Origin of the sequence: Ancylobacter sp. SL191 (genome assembly GCF_026625645.1) — a bacterium.
Classification (GTDB): Bacteria; Pseudomonadota; Alphaproteobacteria; order Rhizobiales; family Xanthobacteraceae; genus Ancylobacter.
This window is the reverse complement of the sequence record NZ_CP113056.1, coordinates 211,673-237,697: the sequence shown is the minus strand read 5'-3', so window position 1 is coordinate 237,697 and position 26,025 is coordinate 211,673. Positions and strand designations below refer to the sequence as shown.

The 26,025-nt window shown below is 65.7% G+C and carries 24 protein-coding genes; 10 read left to right on the top strand and 14 right to left on the bottom strand.

Features of this window, described 5'->3' with window-relative positions; all coding sequences use genetic code 11:
- Positions 1-89: 89 nt before the first annotated feature.
- From OU996_RS01085 to OU996_RS01075, 3 genes are all read right to left on the bottom strand, one after another.
- A complete protein-coding gene (locus OU996_RS01085) occupies positions 90-956 on the bottom strand; it encodes an ABC transporter substrate-binding protein (protein ID WP_267583843.1) in 867 nt (288 codons plus the stop codon).
- A gap of 234 nt (positions 957-1,190) precedes the next feature.
- Positions 1,191-2,186 (bottom strand): succinylglutamate desuccinylase/aspartoacylase family protein, encoded by a 996-nt coding sequence (locus tag OU996_RS01080; protein ID WP_267583842.1) that lies wholly within the window; start codon positions 2,184-2,186, stop codon positions 1,191-1,193.
- A gap of 9 nt (positions 2,187-2,195) precedes the next feature.
- Positions 2,196-3,695: a 4-hydroxyphenylacetate 3-hydroxylase family protein gene (locus OU996_RS01075; protein ID WP_267583841.1), complete on the bottom strand. Its 1,500-nt coding sequence runs from the start codon at positions 3,693-3,695 to the stop codon at positions 2,196-2,198.
- 159 nt (positions 3,696-3,854) lie between these two features.
- On the opposite strand from OU996_RS01075, the gene OU996_RS01070 reads away from it, so the two are divergent.
- On the top strand, positions 3,855-4,391 hold the full coding sequence (locus OU996_RS01070; RefSeq protein ID WP_267583840.1) for a MarR family winged helix-turn-helix transcriptional regulator: 537 nt from the start codon (positions 3,855-3,857) through the stop codon (positions 4,389-4,391).
- Here the strand turns inward: OU996_RS01070 and OU996_RS01065 are convergent.
- Positions 4,388-5,851, bottom strand: a complete 1,464-nt coding sequence (locus tag OU996_RS01065) for a 4-hydroxyphenylacetate 3-hydroxylase family protein (RefSeq protein WP_267583839.1) — start codon at positions 5,849-5,851, stop codon at positions 4,388-4,390. The genes OU996_RS01070 and OU996_RS01065 overlap by 4 nt on opposite strands.
- A 97-nt stretch (positions 5,852-5,948) precedes the next feature.
- On the opposite strand from OU996_RS01065, the gene OU996_RS01060 reads away from it, so the two are divergent.
- From OU996_RS01060 to OU996_RS01050, 3 genes are all read left to right on the top strand, one after another.
- On the top strand, positions 5,949-6,845 hold the full coding sequence (locus OU996_RS01060) for a polysaccharide deacetylase family protein (RefSeq protein ID WP_267583838.1): 897 nt from the start codon (positions 5,949-5,951) through the stop codon (positions 6,843-6,845).
- The gene (locus OU996_RS01055; protein ID WP_267583837.1) at positions 6,842-7,753 is read left to right on the top strand and encodes an NAD-dependent epimerase/dehydratase family protein; all 912 of its coding nucleotides are present in this window, start codon (positions 6,842-6,844) and stop codon (positions 7,751-7,753) included. Before OU996_RS01060 ends, OU996_RS01055 begins: the two co-directional genes overlap by 4 nt.
- Positions 7,754-7,985: 232 nt before the next feature.
- Positions 7,986-9,170: a M20 aminoacylase family protein gene (locus OU996_RS01050; protein ID WP_267583836.1), complete on the top strand. Its 1,185-nt coding sequence runs from the start codon at positions 7,986-7,988 to the stop codon at positions 9,168-9,170.
- A 332-nt stretch (positions 9,171-9,502) separates the two neighbouring features.
- Here the strand turns inward: OU996_RS01050 and OU996_RS01045 are convergent, their stop codons facing one another.
- The 5 genes from OU996_RS01045 to OU996_RS01025 form a co-directional block, all read right to left on the bottom strand.
- Positions 9,503-10,810 (bottom strand): NAD(P)/FAD-dependent oxidoreductase, encoded by a 1,308-nt coding sequence (locus OU996_RS01045; RefSeq protein WP_267583835.1) that lies wholly within the window; start codon positions 10,808-10,810, stop codon positions 9,503-9,505.
- A 136-nt stretch (positions 10,811-10,946) separates the two neighbouring features.
- On the bottom strand, positions 10,947-11,693 hold the full coding sequence (locus OU996_RS01040) for an amino acid ABC transporter ATP-binding protein (RefSeq protein WP_324290717.1): 747 nt from the start codon (positions 11,691-11,693) through the stop codon (positions 10,947-10,949).
- The gene (locus OU996_RS01035) at positions 11,690-12,502 is read right to left on the bottom strand and encodes an amino acid ABC transporter permease (RefSeq protein ID WP_267583834.1); all 813 of its coding nucleotides are present in this window, start codon (positions 12,500-12,502) and stop codon (positions 11,690-11,692) included. Before OU996_RS01035 ends, OU996_RS01040 begins: the two co-directional genes overlap by 4 nt.
- Before the next feature lies 1 nt (position 12,503).
- The gene (locus OU996_RS01030; RefSeq protein ID WP_267583833.1) at positions 12,504-13,220 is read right to left on the bottom strand and encodes an amino acid ABC transporter permease; all 717 of its coding nucleotides are present in this window, start codon (positions 13,218-13,220) and stop codon (positions 12,504-12,506) included.
- Positions 13,221-13,245: 25 nt separating this feature from the next.
- On the bottom strand, positions 13,246-14,070 hold the full coding sequence (locus OU996_RS01025; RefSeq protein ID WP_267583832.1) for a transporter substrate-binding domain-containing protein: 825 nt from the start codon (positions 14,068-14,070) through the stop codon (positions 13,246-13,248).
- 191 nt (positions 14,071-14,261) lie between these two features.
- Between OU996_RS01025 and OU996_RS01020 the strand changes: the two genes are divergently transcribed.
- Entirely contained in the window at positions 14,262-15,026 is a 765-nt protein-coding gene (locus OU996_RS01020) for an IclR family transcriptional regulator (RefSeq protein WP_267583831.1), read from the top strand.
- Positions 15,027-15,033: 7 nt separating this feature from the next.
- Here OU996_RS01020 and OU996_RS01015 read toward each other — a convergent pair whose 3' ends face one another.
- From OU996_RS01015 to OU996_RS01005, 3 genes are all read right to left on the bottom strand, one after another.
- A complete protein-coding gene (locus tag OU996_RS01015) occupies positions 15,034-15,735 on the bottom strand; it encodes an SDR family NAD(P)-dependent oxidoreductase (RefSeq protein ID WP_267583830.1) in 702 nt (233 codons plus the stop codon).
- 10 nt (positions 15,736-15,745) lie between these two features.
- A complete protein-coding gene (locus OU996_RS01010; protein ID WP_267583829.1) occupies positions 15,746-17,068 on the bottom strand; it encodes an NAD(P)/FAD-dependent oxidoreductase in 1,323 nt (440 codons plus the stop codon).
- A gap of 566 nt (positions 17,069-17,634) precedes the next feature.
- A complete protein-coding gene (locus OU996_RS01005; protein ID WP_267583828.1) occupies positions 17,635-18,537 on the bottom strand; it encodes a LysR family transcriptional regulator in 903 nt (300 codons plus the stop codon).
- A gap of 93 nt (positions 18,538-18,630) precedes the next feature.
- On the opposite strand from OU996_RS01005, the gene OU996_RS01000 reads away from it, so the two are divergent.
- The 5 genes from OU996_RS01000 to OU996_RS00980 all read left to right on the top strand — a co-directional run bounded on the left by OU996_RS01000 (position 18,631) and on the right by OU996_RS00980 (position 23,821).
- Positions 18,631-19,746 (top strand): 4-oxalomesaconate tautomerase, encoded by a 1,116-nt coding sequence (locus OU996_RS01000; protein WP_267583827.1) that lies wholly within the window; start codon positions 18,631-18,633, stop codon positions 19,744-19,746.
- 63 nt (positions 19,747-19,809) lie between these two features.
- The gene (locus OU996_RS00995; protein WP_267583826.1) at positions 19,810-20,802 is read left to right on the top strand and encodes a Bug family tripartite tricarboxylate transporter substrate binding protein; all 993 of its coding nucleotides are present in this window, start codon (positions 19,810-19,812) and stop codon (positions 20,800-20,802) included.
- Between the two features lie 159 nt (positions 20,803-20,961).
- Complete coding sequence (locus OU996_RS00990) at positions 20,962-21,624, top strand: tripartite tricarboxylate transporter TctB family protein (protein WP_267583825.1); 663 nt, start codon at positions 20,962-20,964, stop codon at positions 21,622-21,624.
- A gap of 3 nt (positions 21,625-21,627) precedes the next feature.
- On the top strand, positions 21,628-23,130 hold the full coding sequence (locus OU996_RS00985) for a tripartite tricarboxylate transporter permease (protein WP_267583824.1): 1,503 nt from the start codon (positions 21,628-21,630) through the stop codon (positions 23,128-23,130).
- A gap of 334 nt (positions 23,131-23,464) precedes the next feature.
- A complete protein-coding gene (locus OU996_RS00980) occupies positions 23,465-23,821 on the top strand; it encodes a DUF3363 domain-containing protein (RefSeq protein ID WP_267583823.1) in 357 nt (118 codons plus the stop codon).
- Here OU996_RS00980 and OU996_RS00975 read toward each other — a convergent pair.
- Together OU996_RS00975 and OU996_RS00970 are read right to left on the bottom strand one after the other, a co-directional pair.
- Entirely contained in the window at positions 23,809-24,945 is a 1,137-nt protein-coding gene (locus tag OU996_RS00975) for a siderophore-interacting protein (protein WP_267583822.1), read from the bottom strand. The genes OU996_RS00980 and OU996_RS00975 overlap by 13 nt on opposite strands.
- On the bottom strand, positions 24,942-25,985 hold the full coding sequence (locus tag OU996_RS00970; RefSeq protein WP_267583821.1) for an ABC transporter substrate-binding protein: 1,044 nt from the start codon (positions 25,983-25,985) through the stop codon (positions 24,942-24,944). The genes OU996_RS00975 and OU996_RS00970 overlap by 4 nt, the downstream gene beginning before the upstream one ends.
- Between the last annotated feature and the right edge of the window lie 40 nt (positions 25,986-26,025).

The following is a 26,025-nucleotide window of genomic DNA, read 5'->3' as shown; positions in this document are numbered from 1 at the left end:
CCCATTGACGTGCAGCTGCCTGACGGAGACGTGCCGGGACGGAGCCGCCCCGGCATGTCGCGTGGAATGATGCGCGGGACGCGCCCCAGTTACTTGGTTTTGATCTCGACCGGAATCTGGAGCGCCGCGTCGGTGTTGTACTTTGCGAAGATCTTCTTCTGAGTACCGTTGGCCTGCATGATCTTGATGCCGTCATAGATGGCCTTCACCAGATCATCATTGCCCTTCTTGACGCCGACGCCGATCTGGAAGCCGCTGACGATCGAAAAGGCGCGGGTATATTTGGTCGGGTTGGCGGCGGCCATGAAATCGACGTAGCCAAGATCCCACAGCAGGATGTCGGTGCGATCACTCTCAAGCAGGCGCAGGCCGGCGGCGAGATCCTGGAACGGCATCGTGGTGATAGCGGCCTTGCCTTCGGCCTTGCAGGTTTCCTGCTGCTTGAGCGTGGCAGCCTCTTCGATGCTGCCAATGCCATAGGCGACGGTCTTGCCGCAGAAGTCGCCCAGCGCCATGACCTTCTTGGGATTGCCGGCCGGCACGAGGGCGCCGGTGCCCGCGCCCATATACATCACGAAGTCGATGTTCTTGGCGCGATCGGGCTTATAGTAGAGGTCGTCCCACATGGCGTCCATCTGGCCGGAAATGACGGCGGGCAGGATGCCGGACCATGCGCCGAGCACGAACTCGTACTTCGCGCCGGCGCAATCCATGACTTCCTTGGCCATGTCGACGGCGATGCCGCTCATCTTATTGAAGTCGGCGCCGTCGCGCGCGACGTAGGGCGGCGTCTGCGGATCAGCACCGAACTTGACGGTCTTGCCCACGAGGCCCGGATATTTGCTGGCCAGCTTTGCCGGCTCGCAGGCCGGATCCATGGCCGCCGAGGCGACGTTGGCGACGAGCAGGCTCGCGGTAATTGCGGCTGCGAACGTGAAGGATAGGCGAACGCTCATTTCCCGACTCCGTTGTTATCGCTGAGGCAAACCGCTGCACCCGCTGGAGCAGGCCGCAATTTCATTTATCTGTGCGCAAGTATTCTTGCATGGCACGCAATATAAGCAATTCACGTGCCAGCTTGTTTCGGGAGATCCGCCACGGTCCCGCGTGGCGATTGGCGCTTTTTTGCCCATCGATCCGCTTGCTTCGCCAAACTGCGTATCAAAGCGGCAGGCCCGGGCGGGGAACCGTCAAACCAGTCCGAGCGTGGCGACACGTTCGCCGCGTGAGACGGTGCCGAGCGTGGTGGCGCGCACGAACAGTCCGTCCTCCGGCGCCGTGACCACCTCCACTTCGTCGCCATAGACATTGAAGATGCGGCACAGCACCTGCCCCTGCGTGACCGCCTCGCCGAGCGCGACCTCGGTGATCAGCAGCCCGCCATGGGTGGCGCGTATGCCGAGGAAGTCGCGCATCACATGGGTCTGCGCCGGCGGCACACGCTCGCCCGGAATCATGCCGAAGGAGCGCAGCAGGTTCAGCACGCACTGGGCCCCGATGTCGACGAATTCGGCGTCCAGCCGCCCACCCTCGCCGATCTCGAAGGTGAAGCACGGCACGCCGGCCTTGGTCGCCTCGACGCAGAGAATGCCGTCGCTGATGTACATGCCGTGCTCGCCGCGCATGATCCAGCCGGTGCCGAGGGCCTGCGCCATCTCTTCCGCCCTGGCGGCATGGGTGCCGAGCGAGTGATGCGGCAGGATGGCGATCGGCACATATTTGCCGCCGCGGGTCGGGGTGTGGACGTCAAGCGCGTAGTCGCACTGGGTGATCAGCCGGAACAGCGTGGCCGCCATCACCTGCGCGATATTGCCATTGGCGTCGCCGGGAAAGCAGGTCCAGGCATCGGCCGGCACCTGATCGAGGGGCGATTTAAGGAATTGCGACAGCGGCAGGCGATGATCCGCCTGAAGGGCGAGCGGCTGCTGCACCGGCACGCACACGATGCTCCCGCTGAGCTGCTGCGGATCGACGGTTGCCAGCGCCTTGGCCACCAGCGCGATGCTGTTGACCTCGTCGCCATGGATGCCGGCGCCGATATAGAGGCGCGGCCCCGGCCTTACGCCGTTGATGAGCAGCAGCGGCAGGTTCACCACCGTGCCGTCCGCCAGTTCGAGCGCCGGCAGGGGAGCGCGCACGCAGGTGCCAGGGGCGACGGTGATGCCTTCGATAACGAGAGCGTCCATGAATGGTCCTCAGCGCGCCAGCGCGGCAAGCGGGGTGGTGACGGGGGCCGGGCTCGCCATGGCCGGCGTGTCGTAGCTGCCGAGCATCGCGTCCACGGCGCCGGTGGCCCTGTCCCAATCGAAGGTGCGGAAGGCCATGCCGGTGGTGACCGTGCGCGGCCCGGAATAGAACATCTCATATTGCGCGTGGCGCGAGGCGAACTCCGAGCCCACGGCATCCCACGCCAGTTTGAACAGTTTGACCCGCTCCGGCGAACTCAGGCTTGGGGAGTACTGCGTGCGCTTGATGAGAGGCGCGATGTCGGGATGGTCGAAATCCCCGACGCAGGACGGCAGCATCAGCACGCCGCCGCCGGAAAGCTCGCGCAGGAAGTGGATGATCTTGGGGTAGAGCAGCTGCGACTGCACCTGCGCGGCATAGATCAGCCCGGCATCCGGCAGGAAGTACGGGCCGCGATGACGGCCCTTGGCCTCCATGCCGTAGACGAACGCCTCGATCATGCCGACATGGCCAGCCAGTTCGCCGAGCGTCTCGCGCACTTGGGGGAAGTTGACCGTGCCGATCGTCTCGGTGATCTTGCGCGCCAGCCCGACCAGAAAGCGCAGCTTCACCAGCAGGCGGATCTCCGCCTGGTAGTTCTGGTAGGCATGGGCCGGCGTGTCGTGCCATTGCGCCAGCTGCGCACGGGTGTCGCGATGCACGAAGACGCGATCCCACGGGATCTTCACATCGTCGAAATAGAGCAGCGCGTCGTTCTCATCGAACCGGCTGGAAAGCGGATAGTCGAACGAGGATGACACCGCCCCCTCATAGGAGCGTCGCGACAAGAGCTTTATGCCGGGCAGGTTCATCGGCACGGCGGCGGTGAAGGCGTAGCGTCCTTCATCGTCCTTCAGCGGGCGCAGCGTGGTGACCAGCACCTCATTGGACAGCACCGCCCCGGTGCCGAGCATCTTGGCGCCGCGGACGGTAATGCCGCCGGCATCCTCGTCGACGATGGCAACTGCCAGATCGGCATTGCCCTCCGAACTGGTGGCCCGGGAGCGATCCCCCTGCGGGTCGATGATGACATAGGAGATGTAGAGGTCGTTCTCGCTGGCGTAGCGATAATAGTCGCTCACCACGCCAGGCCGGCCGCCGGGGTGCGCCGCATAGACATCGAGGCCCATATACATGCCGGCAAGGGTCGAGCCGACATGGTCGGGCGAACGCCCCATGAAGCCGTGATGCAGCTCGGCCCAGGCGACGAGCGCCTCGCGGCGGGCAACGAGTTCGTCATAGGAGGTTGGCAACTGCCAGGTGCGGCTCACCCGCGCGCCATTGCCGGCAGCAATGGTCATCTTCTCGATGTTTTCCGGCCGGGCCTGAAAGTCGTACAGCCGGGCCACCGATCCGGCGGCGTTGCGGAAGGCCGGGTGCTCGGCAACATTCTCCACCCGCCCGCCATCAATGTAGATGCATCGCCCATCATTGAGGCTGCGCAGATGACTCTCGGCTGACTTCGACATGGCCGCCCACTTTCATCGTTGACGCTTTGTAAATTTGCTAACTAACTTAGCTTTGTCAATTATCTATTTTTAGGCAAGACTGCCCATCTGGCGGGCACTTTGCTGGCGCCCGTCGCTTGCGTTAAAGCAGGCCGGGGTCGGCGCAGACGGGTGGGACAGATGGCGAAAGACAAGCAGGCCACGGCGCTTCAGGCGGCGCCCCTCACCACCTCGCGGTCCGCGCTGCTGGTCGATGGCAGTGACCGCCCGTTCCGCGAACTGGTGCGCGATCTCGTCGACTTTTCCGCGCGGCTGCAGGAAATCCGCGAAGGCATCGCCCGCGCCATGGGCATGACGCCGCCGCAGTACAATATTCTGATGACGCTCTCCCATCTCGGCGATGCCGTGACTGTCGGCGATCTCGCCGAGCGGCTGCGGGTGAGCGTGCCGTTCGTGGTCACTGAGACCCGCCGGCTGGTCGCGATGGGGCTGCTGGAGAAACGTCCCGATGCGGTTGACCGGCGCCGGGTGATGCTGGTGCTCACCCCGAAGGCCTGGGCCATGCTGCAGGACATTGCTCCGCTGCAGGTGAGCGTGAACGACGTGCTGTTCAGCACGCTGGGCTCTCGCGACGTCGATACGCTGGCGCGGCTGACGCGCGGGCTGCTGTCATCCTGCGACGGGGCCCTCGCCAAGGCGCGCCGGAAGCCGGACTAGGCGGCGCGGGTGGCCGCGCGTGCCGCGGCTGGCGCCAGAGCGCCGTCGAGCAGCCGTCGCGCCTCCGCCCAGTCGAACGTGCGGAACATATGGGCGTGGTTCACATAGGAGGCCCCGCCATAGAACATCTCGTACTGCATGTGGCGCGAGGCATATTCCGAGCCGAGCGCGTCCCATGCCAGCTTGAACAGGCGAACCCGCTCCAGCGGTTCGGCTACCGACGAAATCTGCGTCGCCTCGACCAGTTCCTTGGTATGCGGGCTGATCATGTCGCGCTCGGAGGATGGCAGCATGATCACGCCGCCGCCGGCGAGGTCACGGATGGCGAGGACGAATTGCGGGTAGAGTTCCTGCGTCAGCGTCTGTGCGGCGTAGAGCAAATGCGAGGACGGGACGAAATAGTCGCCGACCATCCGGCCCTCCGCCTCCATGCCAGCCAGCATGCCCTCCACTAGCGAGGCCTGCGCCGCCAGCTTGCCGAGCACGCCCCTGATCTGCGGGATATCGATCGAGCCGTTGACCTCGGCGATGCGGCGCGCCAGCCCGGCGAGGAAGCGCATCTTCACCATCAGCCGGATCTGCGACTGGTAGTTCTGCATCACATGGGCCGGCGTGCCATGCCATTGCGCGGCGGCGGCGGCGATGTTGCCGCACACAAACACCCGGCTCCACGGCACCCGGACATTGTCGAAGAACACCACGGCGTCGTTTTCGTCGAAATGGCTGGAGAGCGGGTAGTCGAAATCCGACGCGGCCGCCTGCTCATAGGACCGGCGCGACAGCAGCGCGACACCGGGATGGCTGACCGGCACGGCGAAGCTCAGCGCATAACGTTCCTCGCCCGGCCGCAGCGGCTGGATGGTGCCGACGAAAATCTCGTCCGCCATCACCGCGCTGGTGCCGAGCATCTTGGCGCCGCTGACGACGATGCCCTCGGCATCCTGCGACACGATGTGGGCGACCACGTCGCGGGCCTGCTCGGACGCCGCCCTTGCCTTGTTGGCCTGCGGGTTCTGGATGACATAGGTGACGAACAGATCGCGCTCGCGAGCGTCGTCGACGTAAGCCGCGAAGGCATCGGCACGCTGAGCGTCGAAGGCGCGCATCGCCGGCAGGCCTATCATCATGCCGACCAGCGTGTTGGCGAGATGGTCCGGCGAGCGGCCGAGAAAGCCGAGATTGAGCGCCGACCACTCGGCGATGGCGTGCCGGCGAGTCACCAGCTCGGCATGAGAGCGCGGCAGCGACCAGGCACGGTGAACGCGCGCGTCTCCGGCCGCAATGGTGATGCGTTCGAGGTTCGCCGGGTCGGCCTGGTAGTCGTAAAGCGCGGCGAAGGACGCGACCGCATTGCGGAACGCAGGGTGCGTGGTGACATCCGCTACCGGTTCGCCATCGATCAGCACGCGCCGGCCGTCGTTAAGCCCGCGGATATAGGCCGCACCGTTCCGTACCCGCATGATGGGGACTCCCTTCACGATCCTCCCTTGTGGCTAACACGCAAATTGCGTAATACGCAACTAACTTGCATAGCTCGCCGAGCGATAAGGAGAACGCATGTCGACACGCGATTTTCGTGGCTATGGCGAGCATCCCCCGCAGGCGAACTGGCCGAACGGCGCGCGGATTGCGCTTAACATCAATCTGAACTTTGAAGGTGGCGGCGAGCGCTCGCTTCTGGAAGGCGACGGCCAGTCCGAGGGCGTGCTCAACGACATCGGCCAGCCCGCTCTCGAGGGCCTGCGCAGTCCGCTGGTCGAGAGCGTGTTCGAATATGGCTCGCGCATCGGCGGCTGGCGCCTGCTGCGGCTGTTCCGCGAGCGCGGCATCAAGATCAGCCTGCTGGCGGTGGCCAAGGCCGCCGAGGCCAATCCCGAACTCACCCGCGCCTTCATTGCCGACGGTCATGAATTGGTCTCGCATGGCTATCGGTGGCTCGACTATCAGCTCATGCCGGAAGCGCAGGAGCGCGAGCACATCCGCCTCGCCATCGAGACGCTGGAGCGCGTCACCGGCCTGCGCCCGACAGGCTGGATGACAGGGCGCCCGAGCGCCAACACAAGGCGCCTGCTGGTCGAGCATGGCGGCATCGTCTATGACCGCGACGCGCTGAACGACGAATTGCCCTATTGGCTGCAGGTCGGCGGTCACCCGCATCTGGTGATCCCCTATTCGTTCGAGACCAATGACAACCGGTTCAACGAGAACAGCGGTTTCTCCACCGGCAATGACTTCGCCCGCTACATGATCGATTGCTTCGACGTGATGTATGCGGAGGGTGCCACGGCACCGAAGCTGATGTCGTTGGCGCTGCATGACCGACTGATCGGCCGGCCCGGCCGCATCACCGGGCTGATGCGCTTCCTCGACCATGTCGCCACCCATGATGGCGTGTGGATCTGCACCAGCGCGGAGATCGCCGCTCACTGGCGCCAGGAGCATCCAATGCCATGAAGCGGGTCCATGTCACCGGCGCCAATGGCTTTATCGGCCGCGAGGTTATCGCGCGGCTGCGGGAGGCGGGTTACGCTGTTACGGGCAGCGATCTCAGAGCCAGCCCCGATGTGCGGGCGCTCGACCTGCGCGACCGCGCGGCGGTGGTCGCGCTGATGGGCGAACTGGCGCCCGACATCGTCATGCATGGCGGCGCCATCTCCGGCGCCATGCTGGCCACCGACGATCCGGCGCTGATGTTCGACGTGAATGTCATGGGCACGCTCAACATCGTCGAGGCGATGCGGCGGACGGGCACCGCGCGCCTTGTCTTTCTCTCCTCCAACGCGGTCTATGCCGAAGCGGACACGCGCGATCCGGTGCCGGAGGATGCCCCGTGCGGGGCCGCGGACGCCTATGGCGCGAGCAAGCTTGCGGCGGAAAGCGTGCTGCGCGCCTATGCGGCAAGCTTCGGCATCGGCGTCGTCGCGCTGCGGATTTCCTCGGTGTTCGGTGCGGAACGCGTGACGCCCTATCTGATCTCGCAGACGCTCGACGCGGTGAGGAACGGCGCACCCATCGAGGTCACCGACACGCGCTCCAACATGCGGCAATTCGTGCATGTGTCAGACGCGGCACGCGCGGTGTGCCTCGCGGTGGCGGCGGTCCGGGAAGGCTTCACGCCAGTGAACATTACCGGCGGCACCTATCTCTCCGAGGAACAGGTGGTTCGCCTGCTGCTGGCCGGCCTGCCGGCCCCGGCGCTCTCGGTCATTGCCGATCGCGGCCGCCATGATGATGGCCGGGTCGGCCCGCTGGATATCTCCCGCGCCGCCGCGCTGCTGGGCTATGCGCCTTCGGTCGACATTGCCGAAGCGTTGACCGCGCTGGCGCGGCCGATCGTGCCGGCGATCACCCCGACATCGTAGCTGGCGAGCCGGTCATCGAGCGGGCGTAGAACCGCCCGAGCCATCCGCAGGACAGGCCGGGGATGATCGCGCTGCATCGGCTGCGCTTTTCCAGATCCTCCCGATTGCACGGTGCCAACAAGAGACTTGCGCAGGATGCAAATAATCTTGGCAGATGAGCCGGGCCGCCCCATTATCGCACCGCAAAATCCGGCCCTGCGTGCAAGCGGCGACACCGACCAACGAGGTTCACATGCCACTCGTCGACGAGATCGTGACGCTTCACCCGGAGATGACCGCGTGGCGGCGCGCCCTTCACGCTATGCCCGAGACCGCCTTCGAGGAGCACCGTACCGCGGCCTTTGTGGCGGAGAAGCTGGCGAGTTTCGGTATCCCCTTTGAGCAGGGACTGGCCGGCACCGGCATCATCGCCACGCTGCACGGGCGTGAAAGCGGGCCATCGATCGGGCTGCGCGCCGACATGGATGCGCTCGATATCCAGGAGGCGACCAATCTGCCCTATCGCTCGACGGTGCCGGGCAAGATGCACGCCTGCGGCCATGACGGCCACATGGCCATGCTGTTGGGAGCCGCGCAGCATCTGGCGAAGACGCGGAATTTCGCCGGGACGGTGCACTTTATCTTCCAGCCGGCCGAGGAGATGGCCGGCGGCGGCAAGGTGATGGTCGAACAGGGGTTGTTCGAGAAATTCCCCATGAGCCAAGTCTTCGGCCTGCACAATTGGCCGGGACAGGCTTTCGGGACGTTTTCCGGCAAGCCGGGCCCGATGCTCGCGGCGTCCGACGTGTTCGAAGTGACGATAACCGGCACGGGTGCCCACGGTGCCATGCCGCATCTGGGCATCGACCCGGTACTGGTGGCGGCAGAAATCATCTCGTCACTCCAGAGCATTACCAGCCGGAGTGTCGATCCGAACGAGTCCGCCGTGGTGAGCGTCACGCAGATTCACGGTGGCGATGCCTGGAACATCATTCCCGGAGAGGTCGTGCTGCGCGGCACGGTTCGCACCTTTCGCCCCCATGTGCGGGCGCGGGTGGAAGAGCGCTTACGGGCCATCACCCACGGCATTTGCGCCGCTCATGGCGCGGAAGGAAAGGTCTGGTACGACTACCGCTATCCCGCGACCGTCAACACGGCCGGCGAGACCGCGCTGGCGCAGGCCGCTGCCGGCGACGCCGTGGGGGCTGACAATGTCATCCCCGATCCCGCCTCCTCGATGGCGTCGGAGGATTTTGCCTACATGTTGGAAGCAAGGCCGGGGGCCTATCTCTGGCTCGGCAGCGGCGCCGGCATCGGCCTGCACAATGCGGGCTACGACTTCAATGACGCGTTGCTGCCAATCGGCGCCTCCTACTGGGTCCGCCTCACGGAGCGGGTGCTTGGCATGTCAGCGGGCGAGCGGCGCATCAATTTTTAAACGGTTGGTGAAACATCCATCGGGTAGCCGGCCTCGCAGCTCCGCGCGTCAGTCGTAGACCCCTGAAGAAGTTCCCATTGCAGGTGTATGGGAGAGTCGGTTGAGTCATGGGCATGTCTCAACCGTTTCTGACACTCGCTTTTGAGCGAAATCTGAGGTCGCTTCGAATGTATAAAATGCCGAGGTGGTACGAGTTCGAATCTCTTCGGGTGCGCCATTTTCGCTAGAGCACGCTGCCGTGCTCAGAAGACTGAGCAACGTCGCAAAGCAGCGATCTTGTTGTCGTCATTGTCGGATCTGGTGCTGGATATACAATGCCTGATCTGTCCGCCTCAGCGGCGCTCGGACCAATCCCGCAGACGATACCAGGCCGCCACGATGGGCACGAACCAGGGATTGCCGGAATAGAGCGGCACCGCGGTGAACTGGTCGCGATCAAAGGCGGTGGGCTGGTTCTGGCGCCCGAGGATCTTTTGCGCGGTCTGGTAGCCGAGATAGGACATCAGCGCGACGCCGTTGCCGTTGCAGCCGGCGGCGAAGTCCGAATTGTCGCGCGTGCCCATATGGGCGACCTTGTCCGCCGTCATGCCGACGAAGCCGCTCCAGGCATGGGTGATCTTGTAGGCCTTCAGTTCCGGCCAGATCTCCGTCATCCGCTCATAGATCGCCGGCGCCGCCTCGCGGTCGTCGCGCTCGAAGAATCCGGGGCGCGAGCCGAACAATATGCGGCTGCCATCGGGCGAGGGGCGGCTATAGATCACGTCGCGGCGGGTGTCCGAGATCATCCGCGCCTTGGGGATCAGGGTTTCGATAAGATCGGGCGGCAGGGGCTCGGTGGCGATCTGATAGCTCTTCACCGGGACGATGCGCCGGGCGAGCTCGGGGTGACCGTCCTTGCGGGTATAGCCATTGGTCGCGCTGACGACATGGCGGGCGAGGATGTCGCCGCGTTCGGTCGGCACGAGCTTCAGCCCGTCGGCGGCATCGCGTACCGGCCCTGCCTTCGCATGCGAGCGCAGCTTGGCGCCGGCCTTGCGCGCGCGCTCGCGAAGCGCCCGGTGGTACTTGCCGGGGTGCAGCCCGCCATATTCGTCGACGACCATGCCGCCATGGTAGTAATCGGAACCGATCACCTGCCGCTGGGTGCCGCGGTCGTAGAAATGCACGTTCACGCCGGTCTTCTCGGCGAGGATCCGTCCGTTCCGCCAGGTCGGCTCGACCAGCGAGCGGGCATGGGCACCGAAGAAGCGGCCGGTGATGGCGAGGTCGGCATCGAGCCCTTCGCCCTGGATCAGGGTCTGGAGATAGTCGAAGGACGAGATGCTGTCGCCGATCATGCGGTCGAACAATTCGGGATCGATGCCCTTGATGGCGCCGCCCACCACCAGTTTCTGACCGCTCGACACCATGCCGCCGGAGCGGGTGGAGCCGCCCTCGCCGAGGCGGCCGCCATCGATCACCACCACGTCGAGCCCGGCGCGGGCAAGCTCGGTGGCCGCATTGAGCCCGGCATAGCCCGAGCCAATGACGACCGCATCGGCGCGGGTAGGAAGCGGATCGAGATCGGTCTCCGGCGCGGCGGCTTCCCACCAATAGGGCTCGGCCTTGAAGCCTTCCGCGAAAATGTCTGCTGCCGACATGGCACTGCCTCTGCTTGAAGGGGCGCCCGCGGCTCGACCGGCCGTGCCGCCGCCCCGATGGCGGCGATGGGTGCCCTGAATGCGGGGAAAAGCTCGCCGGCGCCCTGCATCCGGGGCCGGCCTCTCGGAGCGTCTCTCAGAGCACCTGTCCGAGGAATTCACGGGTGCGCGCGTCCTGCGGCGCGTCGAAGATCTGCGCCGGTGGGCCGCTCTCGACGATGCGGCCATGGTCGGTGAAGCAGACACGGTCCGCCACTTCGCGGGCGAATTTCATCTCGTGGGTGACGAGGATGCAGGTCAGCCCCTCGTCGACCAGCTCGCGGATGGCGGTGAGGACTTCCTTGACGGTTTCCGGGTCGAGGGCTGCCGTCACCTCGTCGAACAGGATCACCTGCGGCTCCATGGCCAGCGCGCGGGCGATGGCGACACGCTGCTGCTGCCCGCCGGAAAGCTGCCCGGGATAGGCATCCGCCTTGTTGGACAGGCGCACCTTGGCGAGGAGGCGATGGGCGCGCGCCTCGACCTCCTTGCGGTCATGACCGAGCACCTGGACCGGCGCCATCATGATATTCTGCAGCGCGGTGCGGTGAGGAAACAGGTTGTATTGCTGGAACACCATTGACACCTGATGGCGCAGCGGGCGCATCTGCTTCTCGGTGCGCAGCTTGTGAACTTCATGCGTGCCAACGCGGATGCTGCCAGCGTCGATGGGGATCAGGCCGTTGATGCAGCGCAGGATGGTCGACTTGCCCGACCCCGACGGGCCGATGATGCACACCGCCTCGCCATCCTTCACGCTCAGCGAGATGCCCTTGAGCACCTGAAAGGAGCCGAAGCTCTTGGTGACGCTATCGAGTTCGATCAGCGCATCGGCCCGGTTCATAGGGCATCTCCCTTGACCGATTGTTCCATCCGGCGCGCCAGCAGCGCGATCGGGTAGCAATAGGCGAAGAACAGGAACAGTGTGGCGATGTAGAAGTAGACGATGACTCGCTCGTTCTCCATGGAGAGCAGCGTATTCAGCGTCGTGACGACGTCCTGAATGCCTGTCACTGTCGCCAGTGACGTGGCGATCATCAGAAGTGCATAGAGGTTCATCCATCCGGGTATCATCCGACGCAGCGCCTGCGGCAGGATGATGCGGCCATAGATGGCCATGGGCATGTAGCCGAGCGCGCGCGCGGCTTCCCATTGCCCGGAATGGATCGACTGCACCGCGCCCCGAATGATCTCCGCGAAGTTCGCCCCGGTCGGCAAAGCAAGGCCGATCAGCGCCTTGGCGAAGGCCGGCACGGCGATGCTGATCCCGAACAGGCGCACATTGAACGGGATGATGTAGAGCATCGCGAACAGCAGCACGATCCAGGGCGAATTACGCAGGAAATTCATGATGAAGAAGCAGGGCAGGCGAACGAGCCGGCTCTTCGCCATCATGCCGAAGGCGAGCAGCGTGCCCAGCACCGCCGCGAGGGCCATCGAGCCGAGACCGAGGAAAATATTCAGCACGAACCCGCCGGTCAGCGGCCAGCCGTCGCCGGAGCCGGTGAGCAGCAGCGGCAGGCGCATCCATACCCGCTGCCAATGCGCGGCGCCGCCGGACAGCGCATCCGCCGTGATCCACGCCGCCAGGGTGAGCGCGATGGCAAGCTGCACCACCCGCTTCTTCTCGTGATAGGTCAGGGGCCACTGCATCTCAGTTCCCCTTGCCATAGCCGGGGAAGGCGAGCGCGCGCTCGATGCGCGACAGGCCCCAGGAGAGAAGGCTGACAAGCGTCACATAGATCAGCAGCACGAGGATCATCACCTCGGCGGTGCGGAAGGTGTCGTTGTAGATCTGGCCGGCATAATAGACGAGCTCCGGCACGGTAATGACCGAGGCCTGCGAGGTGGTCTTGAACAGGTTGGTCAGGATGTTGGTGAGGGCAGGCAGGCAGATGCGGCTGGCGATCGGCACCTCGATGCGCCGGAAACGCGCCCAGCGGCTGTAGCCGAGCGAGCGCGCCGCTTCGGTGACGGCACGCGGCAGGCTGTCCAGCCCCGAGCGGAAGGCCTCGATGCACAGGGCGCCGCCGAACAGGCTGAGCGACACGAGCGCGCAATCGAAGGCCGAGAGCAGCGGCATGCTGAGCCCGGTTGCCGGGTCGGTCACCCGCAGGCCGATGGTGCTCAGCGTGAAGTAGAAGAACAGCATCTGCAGCAGCGGCGGGGTGTTGCGAAACAGCTCGACGAACAGCTCGATGAGGGCGTCGAGCCAGGCGATGCGCAGGGTGAGGGCCAGCGCACCGAAGCCGCCGATGAGGACGGCAATCGCCGACGACGCGAGCGCCAAGGCGATGGTGTTAAGCGTCCCACGGAGCAGCCACCCCTGATAGACCGGGTCGCTCAGCCAGGAATAATCGAGACCGAACACGGGCAGGACTCCACGGGACGGGGGATCAAGGCGTCAGCTTCGCGGCGGCGGCCTTCGCGCGCTCGGCGATGTAGGCGGCGTGCGGCATGCCATAGGTGGTTTCCCACTCGATCAGCTTGCCCTCGGCCTCAGCCTTCGTGATCGCCTTGTTCACCGCCGCGCGGAACGCATCGTCACCCTTGCGGATGCCGGCGGCCTGCGGAATGTACTCATAGGGATCGACGGCGATCTTGTAGTCGGCCCATTCGGCTTCCTCGGTCTTCTTGCGCAGGGTCATGTCGTCGAACACGAAGCCGACGCAACGATTGTCCTTGAGCGCGCGATAGGCCTCCGGCTGCGTCTTGAAGGCGGTGAGCTGGATGCCGAGATCCTCGGTCAGGTGCTTGTTGTAGTACGAGCCCTGAATGCCGCAGAGCGTCAGGCCCTTCAGCTGTTCCCACTTGGAGAAGGTCGCCGCCTTGGAGGCGATGACGGACGGACCGGGGGCGGAGACGTAGTACTCCGAGAAGTCGATGACCTTGGCGCGGTCGGCGGTGACGCCGAGGGTGGCGAAGATGATGTCGATGCGCCCGGAGTTGAGGAACTCGATGCGGTTGGCGGCCACCACCGGCACGAGCTCGACCTTGCCCTCGGGGCCGAGCAGTTCCTTGGCGACGTATTTGCCGAGATCGACTTCGAAACCGACGATCTCGCCCTTGTCGTTGAGGAAGCCATAGGGCGGATAATCGTTCTTCACGCCGATGGTCAGCGTGCCCTTGGATTTTGCGTCGGCGAGCGTGTCGGCGCTCGCCGCACTGATGCCGAACGTCACCGCAAGTGCAGCGGCGATGGTCAGGATGGAAGTTCTCACGTTACGGCCCTCTGGTTCTGGTTGAGCATGACGTCGCGTGGCGAGAAGCGGCGAGGCTGCGGACAAGTCGGCACTCCGCCGACATTGGTCAAAATTTGGCCTTTGCCTCATCTGCTTGTTTTTTAAACATTGATTACCAGAAAATCTCATACTACAAGGTGTGATCTCGTGATTTTTCATTATGTGGTAAAATGGCTATCGCCTCTGCTAATGGCTCCCAGTTGCTGGACCGCGCTGCCCTGCTGCTGGACCTCATCGCCGACGGCGCGACCGACGGCATGACGCTCAAGGATCTGGTGCAGCAGTCGGGGCTCAATACCGCCACCTGCCACCGCATCCTCAATACGCTGGTCGGGCATCGGCTGCTGGCCCGCGACGACAAGCGCAAACGCTACCGGCTGGGCGCCAAGATGTTCATCTACGGTGCCCGCGCCGCCCGTGGTCCGGGGCTCATCAGCCGCTGCGAGATCAGCCTGGCGCGGCTGCGCAAGAAGACCGGCGAGACCACCCATCTCATGGCCCGCCACAACCACGATTCCATCTGCCTTGACCGGCGCGACGGCGAATGCGTGGTGCAGACGCTGACCGGCTCCATCGGCGGATCCGTGCCCCTCGGTGCCGGGCCGGGCAGCATCGCCATGCTGGCCTACCTCGATCGTGAGGAGCAGGACTTCATCCTGCGCGCCAACGAATCCCGCTTCTGCGCCTTTCGCGACCTTCCCACTGAGAAGGTGGAGAGGTTGATCGGGGAAACGCGTGCGCGCGGCTATGCCGTCGATATCGGCGAGCTTATTCCCGGCATCGCGGGTGTCGCCATGCCGATCCTCGACGAGGCCGGCGTGCCAGTGGCCTCGCTGGGCTTCACCTTTCTCTGCGCCAAGATCGTGCCGGGCTTCGTCGAGACCTACGCCGCCCTGTTGCGGGCCGAGATCGACCTGATCGAGAGCCGCAACTGATCCGCGGTCAGAACGACTCCTCCAGCGTCCAGTTGACCGCGAATTCGGCGACGCTCGAGGTGTTCGGCAGCTCGATCAGAAAGCGGATGGCGCGGCCGATATCGGCCGGATCGGTCAGTTCCTCGGCACTGCGCGTGGTGAGCGGCAGCCCCATGTCGGTCGCCACGAAGCCGGGACAGACGGCGGTCGCGCGGATGCCCTTGTCGAAGCCGGTGTGCCGCAGCGCATGGGCAAGGCCGGTGGCGGCGAATTTGGACACCGAATAGAGGCTGGAGACCGCCGACTTCACCCGTTTGCCGGAGAGCGAGGAGACGATGATCACCCGTCCCTGCCCGCTGGCGGCCAGGTCGTCCCAGGCCGCCTTGGCCAGACGGCGGGGGGCGGCGACATGGACCTCCATCAGTCGGGCGAGCTCGTCGTCCTCGGCGGCGATGACATCCTTGCGGATCATGATGCCGGCATTGGCCACCACGGCATCAATACCGCCAAAGCGCGCCCGCGCCTCGGCCACCCAACGCTCCGCCGCTCCGGGATCGGTCGCTTCATAGGCGCAGGCTTGCACCTCACCCGGGCCCTGCGCGGCCCAATCCGGCAGGCCGGGATCGCGCATGCCGAGCGACACGTTCCAGCCAGCCTGCATCATCGCCCGGCCAGTCGCCGCGCCGATGCCGCGTCCACCACCGGAGATGAGAACGGTACGTGTAGCCATGATGATCCTCTCAGGCGTGGGGGGGCAGCTCGGCACCCTCGCGCCGTGCAGCGCGGGTGTCGGTGTAGCGGAAGTAGCGCAGCCTCAGCTTCGGCGCATAATCCATGTAGAAAGGCGCGGCTTCCAGCGGCTCGATGCGCAGCGACAGATCGGCCTCGGGCACGCCCATGGCCCATTCCGAGAGAATGCCGCCGAGCATGGAACCGGTCGGCACGCCGCGTCCGGAGAGCCCCGTGAGCGCCACGACGCCAGGCGCCAGGCCGAATAGGCGCGGCACGGTGCGCACCTGCATATCGAGCTCGCCGTACCAGAAATATTCCCAGCGAATGGGGCCGGCGATCTGCGGGTGCAGCCAGCGCAGCCGGTCTGCCATCACCTGATGGGTGTAGGCCATGTCCGTGCCGCGCGCGCCCATCGGGAACATGGAAGCGACGATGCGCCCCTCGGCATTGTATTTGTAGACATAGATATCGCCACGCCCGTCATGCATCGTGGTGTTCTGCGGCAACACGCGGGCGCGCAGTTCCAGGTCGAGTGGCTGGGTGGCGCAGACGAAGACCTTGAGGATCTTGAAGCTGCGGTCGAGCTTCGGCCACGCCTTCACGGTGTAAGCGCCGGTGGCGAAGATCACCTTGTCGGCGATCACCTCGCCGTGCGGTGTCCTGACCTTCCAGCGCAAGCCTTCCGGTTCGATGTCTTCGGCCGGCGACTGCGTGAAGAGCGCGGCGCCTTCCTGCATGGCGGCGCGGGCCAAGCCGCGCGCATAGCCGAGCGGATTCATGTGCCCGGCTTCTTCGTGGAACCAGCCGGCATGGAAGCGCGGGCTTCCGGTGAGCGCGGTCACTTCGTCGCGGTCCAGCAGCCGGGTGCGGGCGCCGACGGCGTTGTACTGGTCGACCTTGCCCTTGAGTATGTCCACCGCGCCGGGACGCAACGCGCCCATGACATAACCGTTCTGCTGCCACTCGCAGTCGATCTGATAATCACGGATCATCGCCGAAACCCGGTCATTGGCGCGGGTCTGGCGGTGGATCAGGCGCTCGGCCCAGGGCTCGCCGAGGATCTTGCGCAGCGCGGGAATGCTGTAATAGCTGAAGGTCGGCGTGCAATGGCCGGCATTGCGCCCGGAGCCGCCGAAGCCCGCCTCCTGGGCTTCCAGCAGCACGACCTTCACCCCTTGTCGGGCGAGTTCGAGCGCCGTGGTCAGGCCGGTGAAACCCGCCCCGACAATGCAGACATCGGCGCTCACGCGCCCTTTGAGCGGCGCCGTTACCGGCGCGGGGGATGCGGTCGCGTACCAAAGGGTGGTGGTGAAGGGGGAGAACTTGCTCATCGTCGCCCCTGCCGTGGCAGGCTCCGAAATCATGGATGTCGGTAGCCGACCATGTTCCCGGCAGAGGCGTCAATAATATTCCACGATAAGAATTTCAGATCATAAGATTTTCATATAGTGGAAATTCCTTGTGCTTATGATGGCGGGGGCTGAGACAACTCAGGAAAATCGCTCATCTCAGTGAGCTTTACGGCTGGGTGGCTTGCCAACACGTAGTCGCGTGCCAGCAAGGCGTCGCTTTCCACCACAGTCATATTGGCGCCCCGCGGGCCTTGCGCCCGGCGGTTGCGGCAGCAGGCTCGTCTTGGGAAGCGCGCGAACTAGCGCGATTTCAATGACATAGGTGTTCGTAGTTTCGCTTTGGTCGGCGCGCCGACGTGGATGAAACTGAGAACTGCGTCTTCGCTGCGGCACTCTAGGATGCGACTTCGCTTCGGCTGATCGTGGGGCACATTGGGCTCGTCCAATCGCTAGAGCTCTTCCGCTTTGAAAGGCCAACCGGTCAGGGCTCGTCGCTTGCGGCAGCGCATCGATGCGGGGGGGCACTTCTCCAACAACCGGCTCAGCTAAGAATTCTCCCGCCACTCCCGTAGCAGCATGTCGAGGAAGTGCTGGGCAGCGGGAGAGAGGCGCCCGCTCCGGCGCTGGACGACGCCGATCGGGCGGGAGACCTCGGGGTCGATCAGCGGCCGCGTCATGATGAACGGGTGATTGGACTGCGGCGTCGCGAGGCGCGGCAGCACGGAAACGCCGAGCCCGGCTTCCACGAGGCCGAGCGAGGTCGACAGATGCGTCACCTCGTAGAACCACTGCAGCCGGAGATTTGAGCGGGCGAGGGCGGCGTCGAGCAGGGTCCGGTTGCCGCTTGTCCTCCCCACCGTGATCAGCCGGTGTGGCTCCAGCTCCGACCAGCGCAGCGGCCCCTCCACCGCCAGCGGGTGATCGCGGCGGCAGGCGAGCACGAAGGGGTCGTCCATCAGCGGGGTGAACTGGAGCTGGGGATCGGAGGAGGCCATGAGGCTGATGCCGAACTCGACCTCGCCGCGCGCCACGCTCTGCAAGCCATCATTGGCGCTGAGATCGAGGATCCGGAAGCGGATCTGCGGGTAGATCTCGTTGAAGCGCTTGATGACGCCCGGCAGGAAATAGAACGCCGCTGTCGGCAGGCAGGCGATGGTGACCACCGCGTTCTGCCGCTGGCCGAGCTCGCGCACCGAGAAAAGCGAGCTCTCGAACTCGTCCAGCATCCGCTTCACCAGCGGAATGAGCTCGCGCCCGAGCGCAGTCGGCGCGACACGGCGGGTGGTGCGTTCCAGAAGCGCCGCGCCCACCGCCTGCTCCAGCTTCTGGATGCGCCGGGTCAAGGCGGGTTGCGAGAGGTTGAGCGCCTCCGCCGCCTTGTGGAAGCCCTCAAGCTCAACCACCGCAAGGAAGGCGCGCAGATCGAGTATGTCGCAATTGATATTCAAATCACATCAATCCTAACGATCTTTGCATTTAATGCGTATCCGGCTGGCCGGTAAAAGCATGAATAACGATTATTCATGCGAGGATCGGATCAGATGCACAAGAGCTCCGACATGCGCATCCCGGCCGTGATGATGCGCGGGGGAACGTCGCGCGGCCCGTTCATCCTCGAAAGCGACCTGCCGACCGATCCCCAGCTGCGCGAGCGCGTGCTGCTCGCCATCATGGGCTCGCCCGATGCGCTGCAGGTCAACGGCATTGGCGGCGGCAACCCGCTGACCAGCAAGGTGGCCATCGTCTCGCCCTCAAGGCGGCCGGGCGTGGATGTCGAGTATCTCTTCGCGCAGGTGGCGGTGGACCGGCCCATCGTCGACATGACGCCGAACTGCGGCAACATGCTCTCGGCCGTCGGTCCCTTCGCCATTGAGAGCGGGCTGCTTCCCGCCGGCGCGGGCCAGACCACGGTGCGCATCTTCAACCGCAACACCAGCAAGACCATAGAGGCCATCGTTCAGACGCCGGATGGCAGCGTGACCTATGGCGGTGATACCGAGATCGACGGCGTGCCCGGCCGGGCGGCGCCGATCAAGCTCACCTTCCTCGATGCCAATGGCTCGAAGACCGGCAGCCTGTTCCCGACCGGACAGACAGCCGAGCTGATCGACGATGTGCCGGTGACGCTGATCGACTATGCCATGCCGATGATGATCATCCAGGCAGCGGCATTCGGCCTGTCCGGCACCGAAACGCCCGAGCAACTCGACGCCAACCGGCCACTGTTTGTCCAACTGGAGCGGCTGCGCCGCGAGGCCGGGCAGCGCATGGGGCTGGGCGATGTCTCCAATGCGGTGGTGCCGAAGATCGGCCTGATGGCGCCGCCCACGCGCCCCGGCGGCACGATCACCTCGCGTTATCTGGTGCCGCACCGCATCCACCGCGCCCACGCCGTCACCGGCGCCCTCTGCGTCGCCGTGGCCGCTGCCATGCCAGGAACCGTCGCCCATGCGGTGGCGCGGCTACCCGCAGCTGGGGCGCCCATCATCATCGAGCATCCCAGCGGCAAGATCGATGTCGACCTGGAGATCGACGCGTCGGGCGTGGTCCGCCGGGCCAGCCTGATACGCACCGCCCGCCGCATCTTCGAGGGCACGGTGATCGTGCCCTTGCCGGACGAGCCGGACACCCGCGTTCCGCGCGCAAGGCGTGCCTGACCCGCCTTTGTGACCCACCCTTGGGCCTGAGCCAACAAGACAAGAACCCTACGGAGGAAAGCCATGTTGACCCGTCGCCATCTGTCCCGGCTGCTGCTCGCCGCCGGTTGCCTCGCCGCCCTTCCCGGCACCATGCCCATTGCTGTCGCGCAGGACGCCTATCCCGTGCGCCCGGTTAAGCTCGTCGTGCCCTATGCCGCTGGCGGCGGCACAGACGCCATCGCCCGCCTCGTCGCCAATGGCGTCGGCGAGAAGCTGGGGCAGGCGATGGTGGTGGAGAATAACGGCACCTCCGGCGGCAATGTCGCCTCCCAGCGCGTGGCGAGCGCGGACCCGGACGGCTACACCGTGCTGATGGCCAATCAGGGCCCGATGGTCGTCAACCCGCATCTGTTCAAGAGCCTGAAGCTCGACCCGCTCACCGCCTTCGAGCCGGTGACGCTGATCGCGCGCACGCCGCTCGTCGTGGTCGTCTCCAAGAACTCGAAGTTCAAGAGCTTCGAGGAGATCATCGCCTTCGGCAAGGCCAATCCCGGCGCGCTGACCTATGGCTCGGCCGGCAATGGCTCGGCGAGCCATCTGGCGACCGCGCTGCTGCTCTCGCAGGCCGGCATCAGCGCCGTGCATGTGCCCTATAAGGGCGCCGGCCCGGCGCTGAACGACATGCTGGGCGGTCGCGGCGACTTCATGGTGACGACGCTCCCCTCGGTGCTCGGCCTCGTCGACAGCGGCGAGATGATCCCGCTCGCCGTCACCACCAAGGAGCGGGTGGCCAAGCTGCCCCACGTGCCGGCCATCGCCGAGCGCGGCTATCCCGCCTACGAATCCGCCGCCTGGTACGGCTTCGCCGTGCCCAAGGGCACCCCGCAGCCGGTGATCGACAAGCTGCGCAGCGCGACGCTGGAAGCGCTCGCGACCCCGGTCATCAAGGAACGCCTGACGGCCGAAGGCACCACCATCGTCGGCGACACGCCGCAGGAATTCGCCGCGATGATGAAGTCCGAGAGCGCGCGCTGGTCCACGTTCCTCGGCCAGGCCGGCATCTCCATCGACTGACCGGTCCGCGCACCGGTATCCACCGGGCGCGGCCAATCTGCGCGGCGGTCGCTCCGCCGCGCATGGAACGAGCCCGGCACCGCGTGGCGGAACGAACCGGCCGCTGAGAAGCCAGCCGCGCCACGGGCCAGTGCCCGATGAATGCTCAGGGAGGGGAACATGACGGATTTGGCGCGCGGAGCCTTTGGCTCGCGCAAACAGGCGGGAGCCGTTTCCCGAAGGGAACTGGGGGCGGCGGCGATCCTCGTCGCGCTCGCCGTGCTCGGTTTTGCCCTCTCGTCGGAGCTGCCGCGCGGCACGCTGCGCTCGGTTGGCGCGGGGATGCTGCCGCAGGCCCTGTCCATCCTGCTCGGGCTCTGCGCCATCCCGATCCTCATCGGCGCGCTGCGCGGTGCGGCGGCATCGGACAGCCTGACCTTCTCGCTGCGCGGTCCGGTCCTCGTGCTCTCGGCGACCGCGCTCTTCGCCCTGACCATCAAGACGTCGCATTTCGACGGCTGGAGCACGCCGGAACTCGGCCTGGTGGTGGCGGGGCCGCTCGCCATCATCATCGGCGGCTACGCCACGCCCGAAGCGCGGCTGCGCCCTCTGGTGACGCTGGCGCTCTTTCTCACGCCTTTCAGCCTCGTTCTGTTCGGCGATCTGCTGAACCTGCCGATCCCGATCATGCCGCGCTATGTGCAGGACGTGCTGCTGGCCGGCTGGAGCTATCGCGGCGCGCTGCGTCTGGCCGCCGCGCTGATGGTTGGCGCCGGGCTGCTGCTGCTGTTCACCGGCCGGCGCGCCGCCGCGACACCACCGACCGCGACGATGGGGGGCTGAGCCATGTTCGATCTCATCGGCAATCTCGGCCTCGGCCTCGCCGTCGCCTTCTCGCTCAAGAATCTCGTTTTGTGCCTTACCGGCTGTCTGGTGGGAACGCTGGTCGGCATCCTGCCCGGCGTCGGGCCGATCGCCACCATATCGATGCTGCTGCCGATCACCTTCGGGCTTGATCCGGTCGGCGCGCTCATCATGCTCGCCGGCATCTATTACGGCGCGCAATATGGCGGCTCGACCACCGCCATCCTCGTCAACATTCCCGGCGAGGCGACCGCGGTGGTGACGACGCTCGACGGCCACCAGATGGCCCGGCGCGGGCAGGCCGGTATTGCGCTCGGCATCGCCGCCATCGGCTCCTTCATCGCCGGCACCTTCGCCACGCTGCTGATCGCGGCGCTGGCCAAGCCGCTCACCAGCCTCGCCCTGGTCTTCGGCCCGGCCGAATATTTCTCGCTGATGGTGATGGGGCTCGTCTTCGCGGTGGTGCTCGCGCATGGCTCGATCATCAAGGCCATCGCCATGATCCTGTTCGGCATCCTGCTCTCCACGGTCGGCATCGATCTCGAGACCGGCGAAGCCCGCATGACGCTCGGCATGGACTTCCTGGCGGATGGCATCGACTTCGCCGTGCTCGCCATGGGCGTGTTCGGCGTCGCCGAGATCCTGCGCAATCTTGACAATGTCGAGACCCGCGACGTGGTGCGGCAGGCGATCGGCCGGCTACTGCCGGGCCACAAGGAGTTGCGCCAGTCCGCCGCGCCCATCGCTCGCGGCACGATCATCGGCTCCATTCTCGGCATCCTGCCGGGCAATGGCGCGGTGCTCGGGCCCTTCGCCGCCTACACGCTGGAAAAGAAGCTCGCCAAGGATCCCAGCCGCTTCGGCAAGGGGGCGATCGAGGGCGTGGCGGGGCCGGAAAGCGCCAATAATGCCGGCGCGCAGACCTCGTTCATCCCGCTGCTGACGCTCGGCATCCCGCCCAATGCGGTGATGGCGCTGATGGTCGGCGCCATGACCATCCACGGCATCGTGCCGGGGCCGCTGGTCATGACCAATTCGCCGGAGCTGTTCTGGGGCATGATCGCCTCCATGTGGATCGGCAACCTCATGCTGCTCATCATCAACCTGCCGATGATCGGCCTGTGGGTGAAGCTGCTGAAGGTGCCCTACCAGCTGATGTTCCCGGCCATCCTGATGTTCTGCTCCATCGGCATCTTCTCGATCAATTCCGAGCCGGTGCAGGTGCTGCTGATCGGGTTGTTCGGCTTCGCCGGCTATCTCCTCGCCAAGTTCGGTTTCGAGCCGGCGCCCATGCTGCTCGGCTTCGTGCTCGGCCGGCTGATGGAGGAGAATTTCCGCCGCGCCCTGCTGGTCTCGCGCGGCGACATGGCGACCTTCATCGACAGCCCGATCTCCGCCGGCCTGCTTGCCATTGCCGCCATCATGCTGGTGATCGTGCTGCTGCCGAGCTTCCGCCGCGGGCGTGAGGATGTCTTCGCAGAATAATCCTTGGTCCAAGAGATGGTGGCGCAGCGTCAAGCGCGATCCGACGTGAACAAGTTCATGAAGGACATCATGGCCGGTAAGACTCGGATGTCCGAGAATACGAGGAAGCCACGCAGGAAAGTCATTGTTCGCGGCGGCGGCGCGCCTCATGAGCCGGCTGCACCAGCCGGGGCGGCGATAGCGCGTCGTCCGCTGTCCTGGGCGGCGGCTGCAATTGTTCAATTGCGGCTGCGTAGTATATTCGGCGCATCTGGTCGCTTAATTTATTCAGTGAAAATGCATAGGGGAAGGCGACTGGAAGCCCTCCAACGCGCGGGCTAGGTCGAGCGGGTCCATGCCGATCATTGGACCATCCCGAAGGATCTCCCCGAGCGGCCTTGCCTATGACCGCTCGCTTGTCGGCGAAGGCCCCAATCGCCGCATGGCCTCGCACCTCACCCTCGCCCTCGACCAGCGCCGGGACACGCTGGTCGATCTAGCGCTCGCCAAGCGACAGCCGGGTGGCGGCATCGACGCGCCCAACCTGCTCAGCCGCCTCCAGCGCCGGGAAGTGGAGCGCGTCGCCGCCGACCTCGCCAAGTCCACGGGCCTGACCTACGAACCCTCCCGGCGCTATCAGGACATCTCCGGCCGCTTCGCCATGCTGGCGGATGGAGCAGACGATGGGCCTTTGACGGGTCATGGCAGATAGGCTTCCGCTCCGATGGCGATGATGTCATCCTCGCTCAGGGCACGGTTCCAATGAGAATAGAGCGTCTGGCGCTCCGCCGGGAGCCCGACCTCGTGGCGCAGATGGCGGTGGATCTGCCGGAAGGCCTTATGCTCGCAGCCGCCCCAGAAGAAGGCGCGGGAGAGATCCTCCGGCCAGCGCACCGTACGTACGGCATCGGCCAGCAGGAGGGTCGTCCCGGCGGGCGCACCGCCCCGGTGCAACCATCGCAGATCGACGCCGGCGGGGCGCATCAGCGGCAGTTCGTCGGCGCGGCCGTCAACCTCGATGAAGGCGTTGCCGCAGGCGCCGGGCGCCAATTGTTCCAGCAGGCGCGCAATCCCCGGCAGGCCGGTTTCATCACCGGCCAGCACGTGAAAGTCGGCCGGCTTCGTGCCATTGGCCGCCGGCCCGAGAATACCAACGATGTCGCCCGGTTCCGCCGCCATCGCCCAGCGCGTGGCGGGGCCCGGTCGTTCATGCAGCGCGAAATCGACGGTGAGTTCGCCGGCCGCGGCGTCGATATGGCGGATGGTGTAGACCCGCGTCGGCAGTTTCTGGCCGTCGGGCCAGACAACATGGCCGTGATCATCCAGCACCGGCCATTGCCGTGAGGATGCCGACTTCGGCTGGAAGATGAGTCGGCAATGAAGCTGGTCCGGGCGATCGTAGCGCGCGAGATCCTCGCCATGGAAGACCACGCGCTTCATGCGGGGCGTGAGCCATGCCATCCGCACAACGCGGAGAATTCTCAGATCGGCGGGGAGCGCGGGCCCCACCTCGTCACCGGTCCAGACGATGTCGAGCCGCTCACTCGCGGCAATGAAGCCGATGGCCCCGACCAGCGCGTGCTTGATGCGGTTGAGAGCGTGGTCCTCCACCGTCTCGACGGTCAGGCGAAGCCTGTGGGGATGGATGTCCAGCCGGGCCTTCCCGAAGGCGCTGGTCACCGCATAAGCCGCGCCCTCGGCGGCATCCGCTGAGGCTCGCACGGTCATGTCATGCGTCTCGATCGACCTCAGGATCGGATCGAGGAAATGATCCAGCCGCGGAAAACGCACATCCGCTGTCGCCCGGTAGGTGCGCGGGCGCGTTGCTTCCTTCATGGGCGCTCTTCCTTCAGCGACACCCAGAGCGGACCATCGATCGGCACCGCCATGAAGCGGTTGATCTCGGCCAGTGTCCGCGCCGGATCGAGGTCGGCGCAACGCTCCGGGTGAAGCCATGTGGCGACGATCTCGATGAAGAGGATGTTGAGCGGTGCCGCCGCGATCAGGCCGGTCCAGATGGCGTGGACGCGATCTTGCCGCACGCTGGCCATCTGGTCGAAGCCGACGCGACGGGTGAGCGCCGCCAGCGCCGTGCGGGCGGTCGCCGGATCAAGGCCGGGACCGATGGGCGGGCGGCCGCCCGCAGACCAGCCGCCGCCCGAAGCGATATAGACGTCATGCGGCGTGGCGATGAGATATTCCAGCGCCAGCTTCTGGAACCAGGGCGCCGTGATCGCCGGCAAGGACCGTCCACCGGACGCGGCGAGGAGGTCGCCCCAAATCCGGCGGCCCGCCGCCCAGCAGCAATCATCGCGGGTCGACTGGATCTCGAGATAGGCGGCCACGGGCGACGTGCCGTCCAGACGCGCCCGCACATCACGCAGATGCGCGTCCATGAAGGCGATATAGGCCTCGGCCTGCGAGCCGGCGCCAAGGAGCTGCCCCCAAAGGCGCAGTTGGCCCTTGGCCAGCGCCAGCGGATCCTGCGGCGCAGGAGGATCGTCGGCATTGCTGGACGCGTCGCTGAAGACGACAGGGACGCCGTTGCTCTCAAGCCATTCGATCAGTGGGTCGGCGGGCCCCTCGGGCGTCATGACGTAGTTCGTCACCACAAGGTCCGGCGACAGACCCGCGATCTGCTCGCGCGAGATGGTATCCGCCGTGAGGCGGCCAACCGGCGCGATGGCGTGAGCTTCCTGCAGCCGCTGCTGAAGCTTTGGGCTGTCGATCCGCTCCGCCGCAGCCCAGCCCACCACAAGGCCGGCAGGATCGGGATGCAGGCACGCCATGGTGAGAATATCCCGCGCTTCCAGCAGGATGATCCGTCTCGGCGGCGCGGTAAGGCGGACCGGGCGACCGGCCATATCGGTGAGCACGATAGGGTCTCGGCCGGCGGCCTGAGCCGTTGCAAGCGGG

Coding starts and splice junctions, on each gene's coding strand:
- OU996_RS01055 (WP_267583837.1), top strand. CDS start 6,842: ATGAAGCGGGTCCATGTCACCGGCGCCAATGGCTTTATCGGCCGCGAG.
- OU996_RS01035 (WP_267583834.1), bottom strand. CDS start 12,502: ATGCAGTGGCCCCTGACCTATCACGAGAAGAAGCGGGTGGTGCAGCTT.
- OU996_RS01040 (WP_324290717.1), bottom strand. CDS start 11,693: ATGAACCGGGCCGATGCGCTGATCGAACTCGATAGCGTCACCAAGAGC.
- OU996_RS01020 (WP_267583831.1), top strand. CDS start 14,262: ATGGCTATCGCCTCTGCTAATGGCTCCCAGTTGCTGGACCGCGCTGCC.
- OU996_RS01065 (WP_267583839.1), bottom strand. CDS start 5,851: ATGCGGGTACGGAACGGTGCGGCCTATATCCGCGGGCTTAACGACGGC.
- OU996_RS01015 (WP_267583830.1), bottom strand. CDS start 15,735: ATGGCTACACGTACCGTTCTCATCTCCGGTGGTGGACGCGGCATCGGC.
- OU996_RS01070 (WP_267583840.1), top strand. CDS start 3,855: ATGGCGAAAGACAAGCAGGCCACGGCGCTTCAGGCGGCGCCCCTCACC.
- OU996_RS00975 (WP_267583822.1), bottom strand. CDS start 24,945: ATGAAGGAAGCAACGCGCCCGCGCACCTACCGGGCGACAGCGGATGTG.
- OU996_RS01060 (WP_267583838.1), top strand. CDS start 5,949: ATGTCGACACGCGATTTTCGTGGCTATGGCGAGCATCCCCCGCAGGCG.
- OU996_RS00980 (WP_267583823.1), top strand. CDS start 23,465: ATGCCGATCATTGGACCATCCCGAAGGATCTCCCCGAGCGGCCTTGCC.
- OU996_RS01000 (WP_267583827.1), top strand. CDS start 18,631: ATGCACAAGAGCTCCGACATGCGCATCCCGGCCGTGATGATGCGCGGG.
- OU996_RS01075 (WP_267583841.1), bottom strand. CDS start 3,695: ATGTCGAAGTCAGCCGAGAGTCATCTGCGCAGCCTCAATGATGGGCGA.
- OU996_RS01050 (WP_267583836.1), top strand. CDS start 7,986: ATGCCACTCGTCGACGAGATCGTGACGCTTCACCCGGAGATGACCGCG.
- OU996_RS00995 (WP_267583826.1), top strand. CDS start 19,810: ATGTTGACCCGTCGCCATCTGTCCCGGCTGCTGCTCGCCGCCGGTTGC.
- OU996_RS00985 (WP_267583824.1), top strand. CDS start 21,628: ATGTTCGATCTCATCGGCAATCTCGGCCTCGGCCTCGCCGTCGCCTTC.
- OU996_RS01085 (WP_267583843.1), bottom strand. CDS start 956: ATGAGCGTTCGCCTATCCTTCACGTTCGCAGCCGCAATTACCGCGAGC.
- OU996_RS01010 (WP_267583829.1), bottom strand. CDS start 17,068: ATGAGCAAGTTCTCCCCCTTCACCACCACCCTTTGGTACGCGACCGCA.
- OU996_RS01080 (WP_267583842.1), bottom strand. CDS start 2,186: ATGGACGCTCTCGTTATCGAAGGCATCACCGTCGCCCCTGGCACCTGC.
- OU996_RS00990 (WP_267583825.1), top strand. CDS start 20,962: ATGACGGATTTGGCGCGCGGAGCCTTTGGCTCGCGCAAACAGGCGGGA.
- OU996_RS01045 (WP_267583835.1), bottom strand. CDS start 10,810: ATGTCGGCAGCAGACATTTTCGCGGAAGGCTTCAAGGCCGAGCCCTAT.